This window comes from Streptomyces sp. NBRC 110035, assembly GCF_000829695.1.
Lineage (GTDB): Bacteria > Actinomycetota > Actinomycetes > Streptomycetales > Streptomycetaceae > Streptomyces.
This window is the reverse complement of the sequence record NZ_BBNN01000016.1, coordinates 196,041-212,406: the sequence shown is the minus strand read 5'-3', so window position 1 is coordinate 212,406 and position 16,366 is coordinate 196,041. Positions and strand designations below refer to the sequence as shown.

The 16,366-nt window shown below is 74.0% G+C and carries 11 protein-coding genes; 4 read left to right on the top strand and 7 right to left on the bottom strand.

The genetic code is table 11. From position 1 onward, the window contains the following. Nucleotides 1-138: 138 nt before the first annotated feature. Genes TU30_RS03470 through TU30_RS03455 form a run of 3 tightly spaced genes read right to left on the bottom strand, consistent with a single transcriptional unit; the run spans nucleotide 139 to nucleotide 4,885 of the window. Nucleotides 139-1,785, bottom strand: coding sequence for a hypothetical protein (locus tag TU30_RS03470; protein WP_052479737.1), 1,647 nt, complete (start codon nucleotides 1,783-1,785; stop codon nucleotides 139-141). Continuing rightward, on the bottom strand, nucleotides 1,782-4,037 hold the full coding sequence (locus TU30_RS32805) for a hypothetical protein (protein ID WP_158719298.1): 2,256 nt from the start codon (nucleotides 4,035-4,037) through the stop codon (nucleotides 1,782-1,784). The genes TU30_RS03470 and TU30_RS32805 overlap by 4 nt, the downstream gene beginning before the upstream one ends. 56 nt (nucleotides 4,038-4,093) lie before the next feature. Next, nucleotides 4,094-4,885: a hypothetical protein gene (locus tag TU30_RS03455; protein WP_042164320.1), complete on the bottom strand. Its 792-nt coding sequence runs from the start codon at nucleotides 4,883-4,885 to the stop codon at nucleotides 4,094-4,096. A 377-nt stretch (nucleotides 4,886-5,262) separates the two neighbouring features. On the opposite strand from TU30_RS03455, the gene TU30_RS03450 reads away from it, so the two are divergent. The 4 genes from TU30_RS03450 to TU30_RS03435 all read left to right on the top strand — a co-directional run bounded on the left by TU30_RS03450 (nucleotide 5,263) and on the right by TU30_RS03435 (nucleotide 11,219). Then, entirely contained in the window at nucleotides 5,263-5,529 is a 267-nt protein-coding gene (locus TU30_RS03450; RefSeq protein ID WP_042164317.1) for a hypothetical protein, read from the top strand. A 346-nt stretch (nucleotides 5,530-5,875) separates the two neighbouring features. After that, nucleotides 5,876-7,135, top strand: a complete 1,260-nt coding sequence (locus TU30_RS03445) for a sensor histidine kinase (RefSeq protein WP_370626550.1) — start codon at nucleotides 5,876-5,878, stop codon at nucleotides 7,133-7,135. Nucleotides 7,136-7,410: 275 nt separating this feature from the next. Then, on the top strand, nucleotides 7,411-10,251 hold the full coding sequence (locus TU30_RS03440; protein WP_042164313.1) for a LuxR family transcriptional regulator: 2,841 nt from the start codon (nucleotides 7,411-7,413) through the stop codon (nucleotides 10,249-10,251). A 527-nt stretch (nucleotides 10,252-10,778) separates the two neighbouring features. After that, a complete protein-coding gene (locus tag TU30_RS03435; RefSeq protein WP_042164311.1) occupies nucleotides 10,779-11,219 on the top strand; it encodes an SRPBCC family protein in 441 nt (146 codons plus the stop codon). A gap of 42 nt (nucleotides 11,220-11,261) precedes the next feature. On the opposite strand, the gene TU30_RS03430 is transcribed toward TU30_RS03435, so the two are convergent. From TU30_RS03430 to TU30_RS03415, 4 genes are all read right to left on the bottom strand, one after another. Continuing rightward, nucleotides 11,262-12,449, bottom strand: coding sequence for an XdhC/CoxI family protein (locus TU30_RS03430; protein WP_078878084.1), 1,188 nt, complete (start codon nucleotides 12,447-12,449; stop codon nucleotides 11,262-11,264). Nucleotides 12,450-12,545: 96 nt separating this feature from the next. After that, entirely contained in the window at nucleotides 12,546-14,930 is a 2,385-nt protein-coding gene (locus TU30_RS03425) for a xanthine dehydrogenase family protein molybdopterin-binding subunit (protein WP_042164309.1), read from the bottom strand. 2 nt (nucleotides 14,931-14,932) lie between these two features. Further along, on the bottom strand, nucleotides 14,933-15,463 hold the full coding sequence (locus TU30_RS03420; RefSeq protein ID WP_042164307.1) for a (2Fe-2S)-binding protein: 531 nt from the start codon (nucleotides 15,461-15,463) through the stop codon (nucleotides 14,933-14,935). Next, the gene (locus TU30_RS03415; RefSeq protein WP_042164304.1) at nucleotides 15,463-16,353 is read right to left on the bottom strand and encodes a xanthine dehydrogenase family protein subunit M; all 891 of its coding nucleotides are present in this window, start codon (nucleotides 16,351-16,353) and stop codon (nucleotides 15,463-15,465) included. Before TU30_RS03415 ends, TU30_RS03420 begins: the two co-directional genes overlap by 1 nt. Nucleotides 16,354-16,366 lie beyond the last annotated feature (13 nt).

The window sequence follows — 16,366 nt, the reverse complement described above, 5'->3', positions numbered from 1 at the left end:
CAGAGTGCCGACGAGGTGCACGGCGGACGAACCACCCTCGCCCAGCGCGTCGACGAAGCCTTCCCTGCGCCGGGCGAGCGCCCCGCGTCACGTGCCCGGGGCCGGGAAGGGGTGGACAGGCGGGGACCGGTGGGGCATTCAGGGGCGTGGGCAGGTGGATTCTCCCGGGTCCTGGTAGGTGCGGTAGAGCGACGACCGGTCCCGGCGTTCTCCGGGGAAGGTCACCACGGGGACCGGCTTGCACACCGGCCACAGGCCGGACGCCGCCTTCTCCCGTTCCGCCCCCACGCTCTCGTCCGCGAACGTGAAGACGCCGCTCGCGCCCGGCACGCACCCGGCGGCGCAGTGTTCCAGAGGGCTGCCCCGGCGCAGTTCGTCATGGACGTCGTTGTGGTTCACGACGCTGATGTCGCTGTCGCGGGCCGCGGCCACGGCGGAGCCCACCGCGGTGAGGGCGTCGTGGTGCATCACGGCGTAGCCGTCGTTGAGGGCGTCGGGTCCCTCCTGGCCGAAGTACCGGTGGTAGGACTCGTCGAAGCGGGCGAAGGCCCTGGGGACCTGCTCGTCGCCGTCGGCGGCGGCGCGCCAGCGCGGTGCGTCCACGGCGGCGGCGGTCACGATCTCGATGTTGTTGCGCTCGGCGATCCGGCGTATCCCGGCCGTCTCGGTGACCGGGTCGCGGCCGGTGCTGACGCGCAGCACGCGCATCGGCTCGTCGTCGGGGCCCGGGATGCAGGAACTGGTGCGGTCGATGGTCTCCAGGAAGGGCGGCAGGTCCGCGTCCCGGCCGGCCAGGAACACCGTTCTGGCGCCGACCGCGCACATCGCGGACACCGCCCGCCGGAAGATCTGCGGGGTGCCCCGGACCGGCCCCTTGATGCCCTGGTAGGTCTCGGTGCGCCGCTGGACCTCGTCGGTGGTGATGCCGTACTCGGCTCCGAACTCCCGGCGGAAGACCCGGCGGAGGTTGGCGACGTAGTTGTCGTTGCGGTCGTCGGCGATCATGAACGTGTTCTTCCGGTCCACCTTGTTCGCGCTCACGTAGCGCTTGAGCGCGTCGACGAACTGGTCGGTGGAGGGCGAGGCCTTGAACAGGTGGGGGTGCTCCATGTCGCGGGAACTGAGCACGGCGCTGACCGACGGGATCCTGGCCGGTCCGAGTCCCTCACGCACGGCGGCGAGCGTGGCCGTGTCGCTGTTGGGGAAGCCGACGGCGGCGACGACCGGGGCCTCGCCGCCGCGCCGGGCGGTCAGGTCCTCGGTCACGGTCCGCCAGTGGCTCAGGTCCTCGCCGACGTTGGCGAAGAGCAGCTGGATGGCGGTGTCGCCGGTGGCGGGACCGTGGTTGTGGCTGCGCTGGGCCACGTAGGCGCCCTGGAGGGAGTGCCGGATCAGTTCCTTCGACATGGCGGCGCCGGGGGTCCTGGACGTGTACGGCATGACGACGGCGACGCTCACCAACGGCTTGCCCGACGTGCGGGCCGCCTTCCGCGCCGCCTCGTTCTCTTCCGCGATCCGGCCCAGTACGTCGGTGAGGTCCGGGGAGAAGGGGTAGGCCTCGGCCGTGACGCCGACGCACTCCCCTCCGGGGGCCGTCCGCCGCAGTTCCCGGTCCCCGGTGCAGAAGTCGCGGTGCTCCCGGTGGCTGTCCAGGCCCCACCACGCGCCGGCCCCCGTCAGGACGGCGACCAGCGTCCACAGCGCCACCACGTCGACCACCCCGAGGACGCGGAAGCGCAGCCGCCCCGGCAGCCAGCCCCAGGTCCTCCGGTCCCGCAGCCTCATCCCGCCCCTCCCCTGCCTGTCCGCCCCCTGCGGGGCTGGTCGTCCTGCCAGCGACGGTCCAGGGGCCAGTCCTCGCCGTCCCGCACCGCGCGCGGCCAGCGGACGGCGGCCTGGGCCAGCACCGCGCGCCCGGTCAGGTGCTGGGCGGACAGGAAGGACAGGTCCTGGCCGATCCGGTCGACCAGGGCCCTGTCCGCCTCGGCCAGTTCGTCCGCCGCGTACCACAGGGCGTGCAGGAGCCGGTTGACGGCCTGCTTCTCCAGTCCCGCGCCGGGGTCGGCGCGGAGCTGCAGCCGGTCCCGGCGCCCGCGGGCGACCTCCTGGCACTGCTCGAACCAGGCGTCGCCCGGCGGACGCGGCGCGTGGGCCACCGTGCGCAGGATGTACAGCCAGTCGCACGCGTCGCCGTCGGCCCGGAGGAACTCGGCGTGCAGCCGGTCGACGACCTCCTGCGCCTCGCCCGCGGCGAGCCGGTGCCACAGGGAGCGGGACCTCTCGTCGCGCTCCGCCCGCCCCGTGCGGCCCTCGGCCCGCTGCCGGTGGTGCCCGGCGAGCAGGGCGTGCGCGCCGAACCAGTCGACGCCCCGCCCACCGCGGCCGCTGCGCATCTGGTGCACCAGCAGCGCCCGCAGGAACCGGTCCGTGATGAACGGGCGGCTGCCCGGTCCCCGTGACCAGCGTTCCCGTTCCAGCTGGACGGCGGCACCGTCGGCCGCGGGCAGCCCGTCGATCCGGCGGGGCACCCACCGCTCGGCCAGCTGTTCGGCAGCCTCGCGGTCCCAGGCCAGCGAGAACAGGCACAGTTCGTCGTGGTTCTCGCTGCCGACCAGGGTGTCGAGCAGCCGCCAGATGACGGATTCGCCGGCACCGCCGGGATGGGTCAGGTCGAGGAGTTCCTCGGCCGCCACCCACTGCTCGGTGCCCGCCCGGTGCACCACGGCGTCGCACAGTCTGCGGACGCCCATGGGATGCCCCCGCGTCAGGTCGTGCACGGCGGTCGCGATGTACGGGTCGAAGGAGGCCCGGTCGTCGCGTCTGAGCATCCGCTCCAGGTGCTCGGTCTCGAGCGGGGGGAGGGGCAGAAGCAGCACGCCGGCCGAGGGGTCGGTGCCGGCGCGGGTCCACCGGGAGTCGGTGCCGACGTCGTGCAGGGCGCGGCGGACGGCCGCCGGGTAGGGGTCGTGTTCGCCGTCGGGGGTGTCGTCCCGGGTGGCGGGGCTGTCGTCGCCGCGCAGTTCGGTCGCGATCACGACGAGCTGGTCGTGGGAGCCCCGGCCGGGCCGCGCACGCTGTTCGAGGAGGAGCTCGAGGAAGTCCCGGCCGGCGTCGGTGTGGACGTTGTCGAGGAGGACCAGCGGGCGGGGGGCGCGGTTCGCACGGCGCAGGGGCCCGTAGCGTACGTCCGCGAGGAAGGCTGCCGTCAGCATGTGTTCGACCCCTCGCCGGAAGCCGCGGCCCTGGTGGAACTCCTGGCACATCCGGGCCACGGTCGGTGCGCGCAGCACGGCCGGCACCGGCCTCGGCGGTACGGCGGCGGCGCCGGGAGGCAGGCCGCGCAGCCGGTTGTCGGCCTCGCTGCGGTAACTCTCGTACCAGCGCACCAGGTGACGGGAGGCGAGCCGTCGCGAGCACCGGCGGCGCTGACCGGCGAGGAAGGTGCGCACGGCCGCCTCGGGAAAGGCCGCGGGGTCCGGGGAGCCCCCGTCGGGGGAAACGGGCAGCGCCGCGCGGAAGAGCGTGTCCCAGGTGGGGGGCGGGTCCCCCGCCGGCGGGTCGTTGTCCGGTGGGTCCGTCATCAGGGTGGCGGCGTGCCGGTCGGCCACCCGCAGTTCCTCGTCGTTGCCGGGGCGCCGCGCGGACACCACGGCGAGCAGACCCGCCGTGGTGCGGGGAAAGCACAAGCGGCCGAACCCGGCGACGGGCTTCGACAGTTGGGTGACGAGTTCGACCAGGACCTCCACCGCGCAGGAGCTGTTGGAGATCTCCGGGCCGACCCGGGCCCGCTCCTGGAGTTCCGTGCAGTTGATCCTCGCGAACGGCACACGCGGTCCCGGCCAGGGGCCCGTACCCGGCGCGTAGGCCTGCTGGAGGTCGTCCAGCAGGGCGCTCTTTCCGGTGCCGTGCCGGCCGCTGAGCAGGACCACGGGCAGGTCCTCGGCGAACTCGTGATGCGGTCGTCTGCGGTGGTGGTCGCGCTCGAGGCCGACCAGGCGCGGCACCAGCTGCCCGAGCAGGGGCTCGCGTGCGTACACCTCGGGGATCGGGGGGTCCGTCGCCGGTGCGGATGCCGGCGGAGCGCTGGAGCCGTTCATCCCAGCCTCAGCATCGAGTTGACGATGTCCGTCACGATGCCGGAGGCCAGGTCCCGGCCCATCGAGCCGACCGACCGGGAGCCGCTCTGCACGAGGTCCCGGCTGTGCCGCAGGAAGCGTTCCAGGGTGGTCGCGTCGGGTGCGGCGCCGGTGCGCGAGGCATCGGTCAGGGCACTCGCGAGTTCGCGCACCTGCCGCACCTCGCTGTCGCTCTCCGACAGGTCGGGGCGGGCCGCCTGCACCAGGGTGGCCAACTGCTCGAAGGACAGGAACACCCCGGTGCCCCGGTCGTCGACGCCTATGTGCACCGGGGCGGGCAGCTCCAGGTGGTCCTTGGCGTACTCAAGGTCCTCCAGGGCGAGTTGACGGCCGCAGTAGAAGGCTTCCGGCGCCCAGAGGAAGTCCTCGGCGGTGGCCCCGCCCAGGTGATGCTGCTGTCCGGCCCGGTCCCACCAGGCGAACAGGGCCGCCTTCGCGTACCGGCGCCGGGTGTCCCGGTCGTCGTACGCCTCGTCCCAGGCCCGCGCCTCGGCGAGGCCGGCGGCGGTCGGACCGACCACCGGGGGAACGGCGCCGGAGTCGTTGTGCACGGTGATCCAGCCGAGCGCGGCGAGGCGTTCCACGACCGCTTCGACGAGGTCCAGGGTGCAGCGCTCATGAGCTGCGTAGGCGGAACTGGCAACCCGGTTCCCGAGCGCGCCACCGCTCTCCTCCGTCAGCCACAGCAGGAATCTCGCGGACGCGGCACCGGTCTCGTCGTAGACCGGCGAGAGCCCGTTCGTGGGCACTGCCCGGGATCTGATCATCGTGTCCCCCACTCGCGTGACCAGTGATGGGCGTTCGCCTTCCCAGAACGGGGAAGTCAAACACGTCACATATGACGTTCATCGGACGCCGGTCCACTCGTCGGCCGCCCATCGGGGGCCCGGGCAGTGCGGCCGGACGGCGAGACACCGGGTGCCTTCGCGGGCCCCTCCCGCCCGCGCGCAGGGCAGGGGCGCCTCGGCGGCGTGCGAACCGGTGCGGGGGAGGGAAGGCCGTCGGCGCTCCTCCTTCGACCGGAGAGGAACCGCGCCCCGTGCCGTCGCACCCACCGCGGCCCCGGGGCCGGTCCGCCGGCCCCGTCCGGGGTGCGGATCCGCCCGGCGGGCAGCAGCCTGGAGGCATGGCAGATCCAGCACACGCGGCAGCTGCGGCGGCCCCGACGGAGCATCCGCACATCGTGGTCCACTCCCCTGCGCTGGACGGCTCGCGCCGGGTCACCTCGGGTGACGAGACGCTGGGCGTCGCCTCGCACCTCGACGACGTGAGCGAGATCCTGCGGCTCGCCGACCTCTATGTCACCGACGTCGAGGGAACCGACCTCATCGAGTGGCAGGGCGGCGGTCCCGAGGACTGGCCGGGCCTGTCCGAGGAGCACCACGAGGCCTGACCCCCACGGGTCTGCGGCAGCGGCCGCAGACCTCCTACGGCACCCTCACACCCCCCTCTGAACCGTGCCCCGGAGGGCTTCGAGCACCCCTGCGGCGTCGGCGGCCGTGCGGCGTGCCACGGGTCCGTATGACAGACGTCGTGGAAAGCCGTGACAGACCGCACCTCCGCTGCCCTCGGACCACAGGGAGTGTGGAGGGCGTGAACACCGTCATGGAGGACGCCGACCCGCGGCGGAGCTGCCGGGAATCCGCCGCCGTACACGCCGGGTGCAGCAGCGGTGCCGCCACGGGACCGCGAGGTTGAGTACAACGGAACCCGGGACGAGGGATCCGGGGGCCGGGACCATGACGATGACCATGAACATGGACGACTGGGTGGAACGGCTCGGCGGACCGGACGGCCCCGGTCGTTATCGCCGGTACGCGCTGCTCAGTCTCGGCCACTTCACCGTCTTCGAGGTCGGGCTGTGGGCACTCTGGGTGGCGCAGTCGGGTGCCGGCACGTCCACGGTGGTGTCCGTGGCCGCGTTGGCCTCGGTCCACGTCGTGCTCCAGACGCTGCTCTCCCGCGCCGCCCTCCGCCACTATCTCGGCACCGCTCCCCGGCCCGGCCCGCTGATCGCCCTGTACACAGCCGCGACCGTGACCCTGGCCACCCTGGGATGCGCGCTGTACGCCACCGGCCGCATCGACGAACGCGGCCTGGCGACCTGCCTGTTCTGGCTGTTGATGTTCCACTCCGGCCCCTCCGCGCTGGCGCTGCCCCGCCGGACGGGAGCGGTACTGGTGGCGGTGGTCTCCCTGTCCATGGCGGCGGGCGGCGTGGCCGTGGGACTCTCCGGGACGTGGCTGGCGGTCGTGCTCGGCGGCACCCTGATCATGGCGCCCTCCATGGCCGCGGCGATCCGGGCCACCGGCTGGGGCGTGCGCCTGGTCGAGGAACTGGCCGCGGCACGGCAGACGCAGGCACGGCTCGCCGTCGCCGAGGAACGGCTGCGGTTCGGCCGCGACCTGCACGACGTGCTGGGGCGCAACCTCGCGGTGGTGGCGCTGAAGAGCGAGCTCGCGGTCCAGCTGGCGCGCCGGGGGCGGCCGGAGGCGGTGGACCACATGGTGGAGGTGCAGCGCATCGCGCAGGAGTCGCAGCGGGAGATCCGCTCGGTGGTGCGCGGCTACCGGACCGCCGACCTGCACACCGAACTCGCCGGAGCCCGCTCCGTACTGGAGGCGGCCGACATCGCCTGCAGCATCGAGGACGGGCCGGCGCACCGGCTTCCCGCCGATGTCCAGGCCGCACTCGGCTGGGTGGTGCGCGAGGGAACGACGAACGTGCTCCGCCACGCGCCGGGCGCGTCACGCTGCACCGTGTCGCTGCGCACGGCGGGCCCGGACGCGGTACGGCTGACGATGGAGAACGACGGCGCGCCCACTGCCGAAGGCGGTGCGGGCACCGGCCTGTCGGGACTGCGGGAGCGTCTGTCGGGACTGCGGGGCACGCTGACCGCGGAACGGCGCCCCGGAGGCGTGTTCCGGCTGACGGCGCACGTCCCGTGGCAGGAGGGGGAGGCGGAGGAGGAAGGGACAGGACGCTCCGAAGCCCGGTGACCGGGGTCCCGCCGACGGCCCGGGGGTCCCGCTGTTCCTGCTCGGCCTCACCGGCACCCCGCAGCCGGCGAACGCCTCGCGCGGCGGGGTGGTTGCCGTAGGTTTGCGGTGTTCCCGCGGGATCGGCAATACCGGCGGGCCGGGGTTTTCGGCCGGTGTGCCGGGGCTTCGGATTTCATCCGCGCGTCCGCTGTTATTTCCCTCACGACGTCGTGCCTCGGGATTTAACCGACCCCTTGCCTAATATTGGCCAGGACACGACACAGGAGGGAGCGGTGACCGTGCGCCGGGACTTCAGGAATCCTGCCAGGTGCCGCTCCGACCTGGTCATCGGCAGGGAGGAACCGTTTGCCGAAGCGCGCGAGCAGCTGGCCCGCGGGGGCAGCGTGCTGCTGCACGGGCCCGCCGGAATAGGTAAATCGACCGTGCTGCGGGCACTTGCGGCGGAAAACGCGGGCGGGGCGCACACGGTGTTGCGCTGCTCCGCCACGGAGTCCGAATCCCACCTTCCGTTCCTGGCGCTGGCGGACCTGTTCGGTCTGGTCCTCGAGAGGGTGTCCGGTGCGCTGCCCGCCGCGCAGCGCACCGCGCTGGAGTCGGCGCTCACCGGCCGCGGCGAGTCCACGCTCCAGCGGGACGGGCTCGCGCTGCGCCTGGCGGTGCTGTCCACGCTGCGGGCGCTGGCCACCGAGGGGCCGGTCCTGGTCGTCGCGGACGATCTGCAGTGGCTGGACTCGGCCAGCACGGAGCTGCTGGGCTTCGCCGCCCGGCGCCTGGGCGACGCGCCCGTGCAGATGCTGTGCGCGGTGCGGGCCGAGGGCACCGGAGGGCAGGAGTACGACCGTCATCTGCGGGCCTGCCCGCCGGACACCCACGTGGTGCGGCTGGGCCCGTTCTCCCGTGCCCAGGTGTCCGCGCTGCTCGACCACCGCGGCTACACGGGCCTGTCCCGCACCACGGTCCGTGACATCCACCGCACCAGTGACGGCAACCCGCTGTTCGCCCTCGAACTGGGCCGTGCCCTGGCCGAGAGCCCGGCCCGGCCGCGCCCCGGCGAGCCGCTGCCGGTGCCGACCTCGCTGCGTGCCCTGGTCCTCAGCCGGCTGGAGATGCTGTCGGACGACGCGCGCCGCACCCTGCTGGTGGCCAGCGCCGGTGCCCGCCCCACGGCGACGCTGCTGCACGCGGCCGGCCGGGACCACGCCGAGGAGGAGACGGCCCAGGCCGCCGCGCTGGGGCTGCTGGCGACGGACCCGGAGGAGCCGGCGCTGCGGTTCGCGCATCCGCTGATCTCGGCCGCGCTGTACGCGGAGGCCCCCGCGCACGAGCGGCGGGCCGCTCACGCGGCGCTGTCCACGGCGGCGTCCGACCCCATCGAGCGGGCCCGGCATCTGGCGCTCGCCACGACCGGCACCGACCCGCAGGTGGCGGCCCGGCTCGCCGAGGCCGCCACGCTGGCCCGGGACCGCGGGGCGCCCTCGATCGCCGCCTCGCTGGGGCTGCTGGCCGCCCGCCGCACCCCGGCCGACACAGCCGACGGCACGCCGGGCCCGGACGAACGGCGGCTGCAGGCCGCCGAGGACGCCATCATCGCGGGAGAGGCGGATCTCGCCCGGGACATCGCGCGCGAGGTGCTGACCCGGGCCACGGCGCCCGCGGAGCGGGTGCGTGCGTGGATGGTGGTCATCGAGGCGGCCGGGCAGGCGCTCGGTGAGGTCGACGCGGTCTTCCCGCAGGTGCTGGCCGACGCGGGCGACGACCCGCGGCTGCTCGCCCTGGTCCACTACCAGCTGGCCTGGCGGGAACTGGTGGTCGACGGAGACTTCGACAAGGCCCGGCGGGAGGCCGCGCACGCGGCGGACCTGGCGGCGCGGGGCAAGGACCGGCGCACCGAGCTGATGGCGCTGTCCTTCCAGTCGTCCACCGAGACGCTGATGGGCCACCCCGACGCCCCGGCCACCATCAAGCGGGCCCTGAGGGAACCCCAGGACCCGTATGTGGCCTGCCACCACAACGGCGCGGGCATGGCCAGGTTCCGCTGGCTGCTCATGAGCGACCAGCTGCCCGAGGCCCGCAAGAGCATCACCGGGCTGCTGCGTGAGGCGCGGCGGCGCGGCATGGTCGAGAGCGAGGTGCACTTCCTGCGCTTCCTGGCCGACACGGAGCTGCGCTCCGGGCACTGCGGCCGCGCCCTGGACCTGGCCCGGGAGAGCCTGCGGCTGGCCCGGGACTCCGGGATCGGGGAGGGTGCCTCGGCGATGCTGGCCTCGCTCGCGGAGGCCTGTGGCGGGGACGTGGAGCGGGCGCTGGTGCTGGCGCGGGAGGCCGCGGACCACGCCGAGGTGGACGGCGACCAGATGTACCTCTCGCGCGCCCTGGCCGCCTTCGGCTACGCCCAGTTGGCCGCCGGGGACGCGGCGGGTTCCGTCCGCTCTCTGCGCCGGGTGCGGGAGCTGGAGCAGGGCATGGGCATCATCGACCCCGCGCGGGGCCGCTGGCACGGCGATCTCGCCGAGGCGCTGGTCCGGATCGGTGAGCCGGGCGAGGCGCAGGAACTCATCAACCTCACGCGGGTGCACGCGTTGCGGCTGGACCGTGCGGGCGTCCTCGCCGTACTGGACCGCGCGGAGGCGCTGGTGCGGGCGGCCCGCGGGGAACACGAGGCCGCGCAGGAGCAGTTGGCGTCGGCGCAGGATCGGCTGGGGCGGCTGGGGCACGGGCTGGAGGAGGCGCGGGCCGCGTTCGCGCTGGCCCGGCTGCGCGCCCGGCGCCCGGGGGCTGCCCCGGGTCATGTCCCGTACGACGAGGCCGCCCGGCTGTTCAGGCGCTGCCGCGCGCTGCCCTGGCTGCGGCAGGTGGACGCGGCCGTGGCCGCCGGCCCGGTGGAGCCGGAGGCGGTGCCCGCGGCCACCTCGGCGGCGCTGGACGGCCTCGCCTCGATGGAACGGCAGGTCGCCTCGCTGGTGATGGAGGGCGCCACCAACCGGGAGATCGCCGCCCGTCTGTTCGTCAGCGTCAAGACGGTCGAGGCGACGCTCACCCGGGTGTACCGGAAACTGGGCATCCGGTCGAGGGTGGACATCGTCCGCCTGGCGGCGGGGCGCCGCACGGAGTGACCCCGGGGACCGAGGGTTTTCCCTGTGCAACTCCCTTAGGGGGTTCCCTCATTGGGGGAGCGCGCTCCGGCTCGTAGCGTAGTGGTGTGCCGCTCGCCGGGCACACGGGGCCGGCAGTCCGGTCCTCGTGCGAACCCCCACCCCGCGCGATCCCCACCGGCGACCGATGAGGAGACCGATGTCCGGGCTCGTCCGCAGCACGAAGACCGCCGCGACCACTGATGTGATCGCCGCCACCTGATGTCCTGAGTACCCCTCAGGTGATTGCCAGGGGGCGTTGCGGGCTTCCACGAGCAGCCCGCAACGCCCCCTCTCCACTCCCCCGGCGTCCCGTCATCGGCGTACGGCTCCGAAGCGGTTGTCGTACGCCGTGTCCGGGTGCATGACCTGCGGCATCCGTTCCCCCTCCCTCGGCGGTGGTCCCGGCCCGCGCCGGCCCTCCGGTGAGCCCACGGGCCGACTGGGCCAGGCGGGTGGTGCGCTCCCTGTCGGCCCGCCGGCCCGCCCTGATTGCCTAGGATCCCCCTGTGGCCACCTTCCATCTCCAGCGCACGGCGCCCCTCCCGCTCGACGAGGCCTGGCGTCGGCTCACGGAGTGGTCCCGCCACGGGGCGGCGGTCCCGTTCACCCGGGTCACCGTGACCACTCCCCCGCCCACCGGTGAGGGCACGGTCTTCGTCGCCCGGTCGGGCCTCGGCCCGGTCGCCTTCGACGACCGGATGGAGGTGACCGTCTGGCGACCCCCCTCCGACGGTTCTCCCGGCCTGTGCCGGCTGGAGAAGCGGGGCCGCGTGGTCAGGGGCTGGGCGGAGATCGAGGTCCGTCCGGGACCGGGGGGCCGCACCCGGGTGCTGTGGCGGGAGGACCTGCGCGTCCGCTTCCTGCCCGGCTTCTGCGACCCGGCCCTGCGGGCCGTCTCCCGCCGGATGTTCGGCCGGGCGGTGAACACCCTGCTGCGGCAGCCGTGACGGCGGGCGGGGGCGTCCGCGCCGGCGGCGTCTCTCCGTCCGTCACACCGTCGGACCGGTCCCGGCGACGGACGCGGAGGCAGAGGCACGATCGGGGTCACCGCCGCTGTCGCGGTCGCAGTCACGATGGATCGGGGTGCGGGCACCCGTGAGGGGGCGGCCGGTGCCGCCTCGGCGGGCGGCGACGATCTCGGCGGCGATGGACACGGCCGTCTCCTCGGGGGTGCGGGCGCCGAGGTCGAGGCCGATCGGTGAGTGCAGGCGGGCCAGTTCCCGGTCGGTGACGCCGGCCTCGCGCAGGCGGGCGTCACGGTCCAGGTGGGTGCGGCGGGAGCCCATCGCACCCACGTAGGCGACCGGGAGGCGCAGCGCGAGCCGCAGGAGCGGTACGTCGAACTTGGCGTCGTGGGTCAGGACGCACAGGACCGTACGCGCGTCGACCTCGGTGCGCTCCAGGTACCGGTGCGGCCAGTCGACGACGATCTCGTCGGCCTCCGGGAAGCGTGCCCGGGTGGCGAACACGGGGCGCGCGTCGCACACGGTGACGTGGTGGCCGAGGAAGGCACCGGCCCGGACCAGCGCCGACGCGAAGTCGATCGCGCCGAAGACGATCATCCGGGGCGGTGGCACCGACGACTCGACCAGCACCGTCACCGGGGCACCGCAGCGCGAGCCCTCCGCGCCGATCTCCAGGGTGCCGGTGCGGCCCGCGTCCAGCAGCGCGCCTGCCTCCGCCACCGCCGTGCGGTCCAGTTCCGGGTGGGCGCCGAAGCCGCCCTCGTACGAGCCGTCCGGGCGGACCGTGAGCGCGCGGCCCATCAGGCCGGGCGGGCCGCTCACGATGCGCGCCACGGCGGCCGCCTCACCGCGCGCGGCGGCGGCGAGCGCGGACGCGAGCACCGGGCGGTCGGGGTCGGCCGTCCGTACCGGTGTGACGAGGACGTCGATGACGCCGCCGCAGGTCAGACCGGCGGCGAAGGCGTCCTCGTCGCTGTGGCGGAAGCGTTCGAGGACGGTTCCGCCGTCCCGGAGGGCCTGTCGGCACAGCTCGTACACCGCGCCCTCGACGCAGCCGCCGGAGACCGAGCCGACGGCCGTGCCGTCGGTGTCCACCGCCAGGGCGGCGCCGGGCCCGCGGGGTCCGCTGCCGGTGACCGCCACGACGGTGGCGACCGCGAAGTCACGGCCCTGCCCGGCCCACCGGTGCAGTTCCTCGGCGATGTCCAGCATCTCTCGGTCTCCTCGGCAGGGGCCTGCGGGCCCGCGGGCTTCGGGGGCGGTCGGGGCCGGCCGGTCCCGGGCGGCTGCCCCGCACCGGTGGGCGCGTCACACGGTTCGGACGAGGTGTTCCGGGCGGACCGGTGTGCGGTTCAGCTCAAGTCCGGTCGCGTCCCGGACGGCCGCGAGGACCGCCGGGGTGGAGGAGAGGGTGGGGGCCTCGCCGACGCCGCGCAGCCCGTACGGCGCGTGGTCGTCGGCGAGTTCGAGCACGTCGACGGGGATGACCGGCGTGTCGAGGATGGTGGGGATGAGGTAGTCGGTGAAGGAGGGGTTGCGCACCTTCGCCGTCCTCGGGTCGACGACGATCTCCTCCATGACCGCCACGCCCAGGCCCTGGGTGGTGCCGCCCTGGATCTGGCCGATGACGGACAGCGGGTTGAGCGCCTTGCCGACGTCCTGGGCGCAGGCCAGTTCGATCACCTTGACGAGACCGAGTTCGGTGTCGACCTCGACGACGGCGCGGTGTGCGGCGAAGGTGTACTGGACGTGGCCGTTGCCCTGGCCGGTGCGCAGGTCGAAGGGTTCGGTCGGCCGGGGCCGCCACTCCTCCTCCACCTCGACGGCCTCGTCCCCGAGGACGTCCACGAGATCGGCCAGCACCTCGCCCCCTTCGGTGACGACCTTGCCGCCCTCCAGCAGCAGTTCGGCCGTCGCCCACGCCGGGTGGTGCGGGCCGAACCTGCGCCGGCCGAGCTCCAGGACCTGCTCCCGGACGAGTGCGCAGGCGTTTTTGACCGCTCCCCCGGTGACGTACGTCTGCCGGGACGCGGAGGTCGAACCGGCCGAGCCCACCCGGGTGTCGGCGGGACGGATGGTCACCTGGCCGACACCCAGCTCGGTCCGGGCGATCTGGGCGTGGACGGTGACTCCGCCCTGGCCGACCTCCGCCATCGCGGTGTGCACGGTGGCCACGGGCCGGCCGCCGACCACCTCCATCCGCACGCGTGCGGTGGAGTAGTCGTCGAAGCCCTCGGAGAAACCGACGTTCTTGATGCCGACCGCGTAGCCGACGCCGCGTACGACGCCTTCACCGTGGGTCGTGTTGGACAGGCCGCCGGGCAGCTGGCGCACGTCGGCGCCCTCGCTGCTCTCCCACTGCCGCTCGGGCGGCATCGGCATCGCCTTGACGCGGCGCAGGAGTTCGGCGACCGGCGCCGGGGAGTCGACGACCTGCCCGGTGGGCATGACGGTGCCCCGCTCCATGGCGTTGAGCCGCCTGAACTCCACCGGGTCCAGGCCCAGTCGCCCGGCCAGCTTGTCCATCTGCGCCTCGTAGGCGAAGCACGCCTGGACCGCGCCGAAGCCGCGCATCGCGCCGCAGGGCGGGTTGTTGGTGTAGAGGGCGAGGGCTTCGATCTCGACGTCGTCCACGACGTACGGCCCGATGCCGAGGGAGGCGGCGTTGCCGACCACGGCCGGGGAGGCGGAGGCGTACGCGCCGCCGTCGAGGACGATGCGGCACGTGACGTGGGTCAGCCTGCCGTCGCGGGTGGCGCCGTGCTCGTAGAGGAGCTTGGCCGGGTGGCGGTGGACGTGTCCGAAGAAGGACTCGAAACGGTTGTAGACGATCTTGACGGGCTTGCCGGTGCGCAGGGCGAGCAGGCACGCGTGGATCTGCATGGACAGGTCCTCGCGGCCGCCGAACGCGCCACCGACACCGGCCAGGGTCATCCGTACCTTGTCCTCGGGCAGGCCGAGGACGGGCGCCATCTGGCGCCGGTCGGAGTGGAGCCACTGGGTGGCGATGTGGAGGTGGACGCCGCCGTCCTCCTCGGGGACGGCGAGTCCGGACTCGGGGCCGAGGAAGGCCTGGTCCTGCATGCCGAAGGTGTACTCGCCCTCGACGACGACGTCGGCGCGCCCGCGGGCCCGTGCCACGTCGCCGCGCACGACGGGCTGGCGGTGGACGATGTTGGGGTGGGCGACGTGGTGGCTGTGGTGGTCGTCGCGGTGCTCGTGGACGAGGGGCGCGTCGGGGGCGGTGGCGGAGGCCTCGTCGGTGACGACGGGAAGTTCGCGGTAGTCGACCTTGATCCTGGCGGCGGCGCGGCGGGCGGTCTCCGGGTGGTCGGCGGCGACGATCGCGACGGGCTCGCCGTGGTGGCGGACCTTGCCGTGCGCGAGGACCGGGGTGTCCTGGATCTCCAGGCCGTAGTTCTTCACGTCGGTCGGCAGGTCGTCGTACGTCATCACGGCGTAAACGCCCGGGGTGGCGAGCGCCTCGCTCGTGTCGATGGACACGATCTCGGCGTGCGCGACCGTGGAGCGCAGGATCTGGCCCCAGAGCATGTCCTCGTGCCACAGGTCGGAGGAGTACGCGAACTCGCCGGTGACCTTGAGGGTTCCGTCGGGGCGGAGGGTGGACTCTCCGATGCCGCCCTTGGTCGCGGAGCCCTGCGTGATCTTGGTGGGAACACCGTTCGTCGGCATGCTCAGCCCCTCTCGGACCGGCGGGCGGCCGCGAGGCGGACCGCGTCCAGGATCTTCTCGTAGCCCGTGCAGCGGCACAGGTTGCCCGAGAGCGCCTCGCGGATGTCGGCGTCGCCGGGGCTGGGGTTGTGCTCCAGCATCTCGTCGGCGGCGACCAGCAGGCCCGGGGTGCAGAAGCCGCACTGGACGGCACCGGCGTCGATGAACGCCTGCTGGATCGGGGCGAGTTCCGCGCCCTCGACGGCACCGCCGCCGGCACCGTCCCGCGCGCCGCGGGGGCGCTGGCGGGCGAGGTCGGCCAGTCCTTCGACCGTGACGATCTCACGCCCCTCGGCCTGGCCGGCGGCGACGAGGCAGGAGCACACCGGGACGCCGTCGAGGCGCACCGTGCAGGAGCCGCACTCGCCCTGTTCGCAGGCGTTCTTGGACCCGGGCAGGCCGAGCCGCTCGCGCAGCACGTACAGCAGGGACTCGCCCTCCCACACGTCGTCGGCCTCCTGGGGCCGTCCGTTGACCGTGAAGTGGACACGCATCACGCGGCTCCCTCGGTGAGACGGCGGGTGCCGCGGTACGACTCCCAGGTCCAGGTCAGTGTGCGGCGGGCCATGACGCCGACCGCGTGCCGGCGGTAGCCCGCGGTGCCGCGGACGTCGTCGACCGGGTTGCAGGCGGCGGAGCAGAGGTCGGCGAACTGCTGGGCCACCGACGGCGGGACGGTCCTCCCGTTGTCCCAGAGGCCGCCCTCGTCGAGCGCCGCCTTCAGGAAATCCTCGGCGGCGGTGGCCCGTACGGGGGTGGGCGCCGCCGAACCGATGCCGGTGCGGACCGTGCGGGTGCCGGGGTGCAGGGCCAGGCCGAACGCGCACACGGCGATGACCATCGCGTTGCGGGTGCCGACCTTCGAGAACTGCTGCGGTCCGTCGGCCTTCTTGATGTGGACGGCGCGGATCAGCTCGTCGGGTGCCAGCGCGTTGCGCTTCACGCCGGTGTAGAAGGCGTCGATCGGGATGCGGCGGGACCCGCGCACCGATGCGGCCTCGACCTCGGCGCCGGCGGCGAGCAGTGCCGGGTGGGCGTCGCCGGCCGGGGAGGCGGTGCCGAGGTTGCCGCCGACCCCGCCGCGGTTGCGGATCTGCGGGGAGGCGACGGTGCGGGCGGCGAGGGCGAGGCCCGGCAGTTCGGCCCGCAGGTGTTCCATGATCCTCGTGTACGGGACGGAGGCGCCGAGCCGTACGGTGTCCTCCCCGACCTCCCACTCGGTGAGGTCGCCGATGCGGTTGAGGTCCATGAGGTACTCGGGCCTGCGGTGGTCGAAGTTGATCTCGACCATCACGTCGGTGCCACCCGCGATCGGCACGGCGGTGGGGTGCTCGGCCTTCGCGGCGAGCGCCTCCTCCCAGCTGGCGGGGCGAAGGAAGTCCATGACCGGCTCTCTT

What these genes read in the sequence shown, in the direction of transcription:
- TU30_RS03415 (WP_042164304.1), bottom strand. Translation starts at nt 16,353, where the DNA reads ATGGACTTCCTTCGCCCCGCCAGCTGGGAGGAGGCGCTCGCCGCGAAG.
- TU30_RS03425 (WP_042164309.1), bottom strand. Translation starts at nt 14,930, where the DNA reads ATGCCGACGAACGGTGTTCCCACCAAGATCACGCAGGGCTCCGCGACC.
- TU30_RS03470 (WP_052479737.1), bottom strand. Translation starts at nt 1,785, where the DNA reads ATGAGGCTGCGGGACCGGAGGACCTGGGGCTGGCTGCCGGGGCGGCTG.
- TU30_RS03450 (WP_042164317.1), top strand. Translation starts at nt 5,263, where the DNA reads ATGGCAGATCCAGCACACGCGGCAGCTGCGGCGGCCCCGACGGAGCAT.
- TU30_RS03420 (WP_042164307.1), bottom strand. Translation starts at nt 15,463, where the DNA reads ATGCGTGTCCACTTCACGGTCAACGGACGGCCCCAGGAGGCCGACGAC.
- TU30_RS03445 (WP_370626550.1), top strand. Translation starts at nt 5,876, where the DNA reads ATGACGATGACCATGAACATGGACGACTGGGTGGAACGGCTCGGCGGA.
- TU30_RS03430 (WP_078878084.1), bottom strand. Translation starts at nt 12,449, where the DNA reads ATGCTGGACATCGCCGAGGAACTGCACCGGTGGGCCGGGCAGGGCCGT.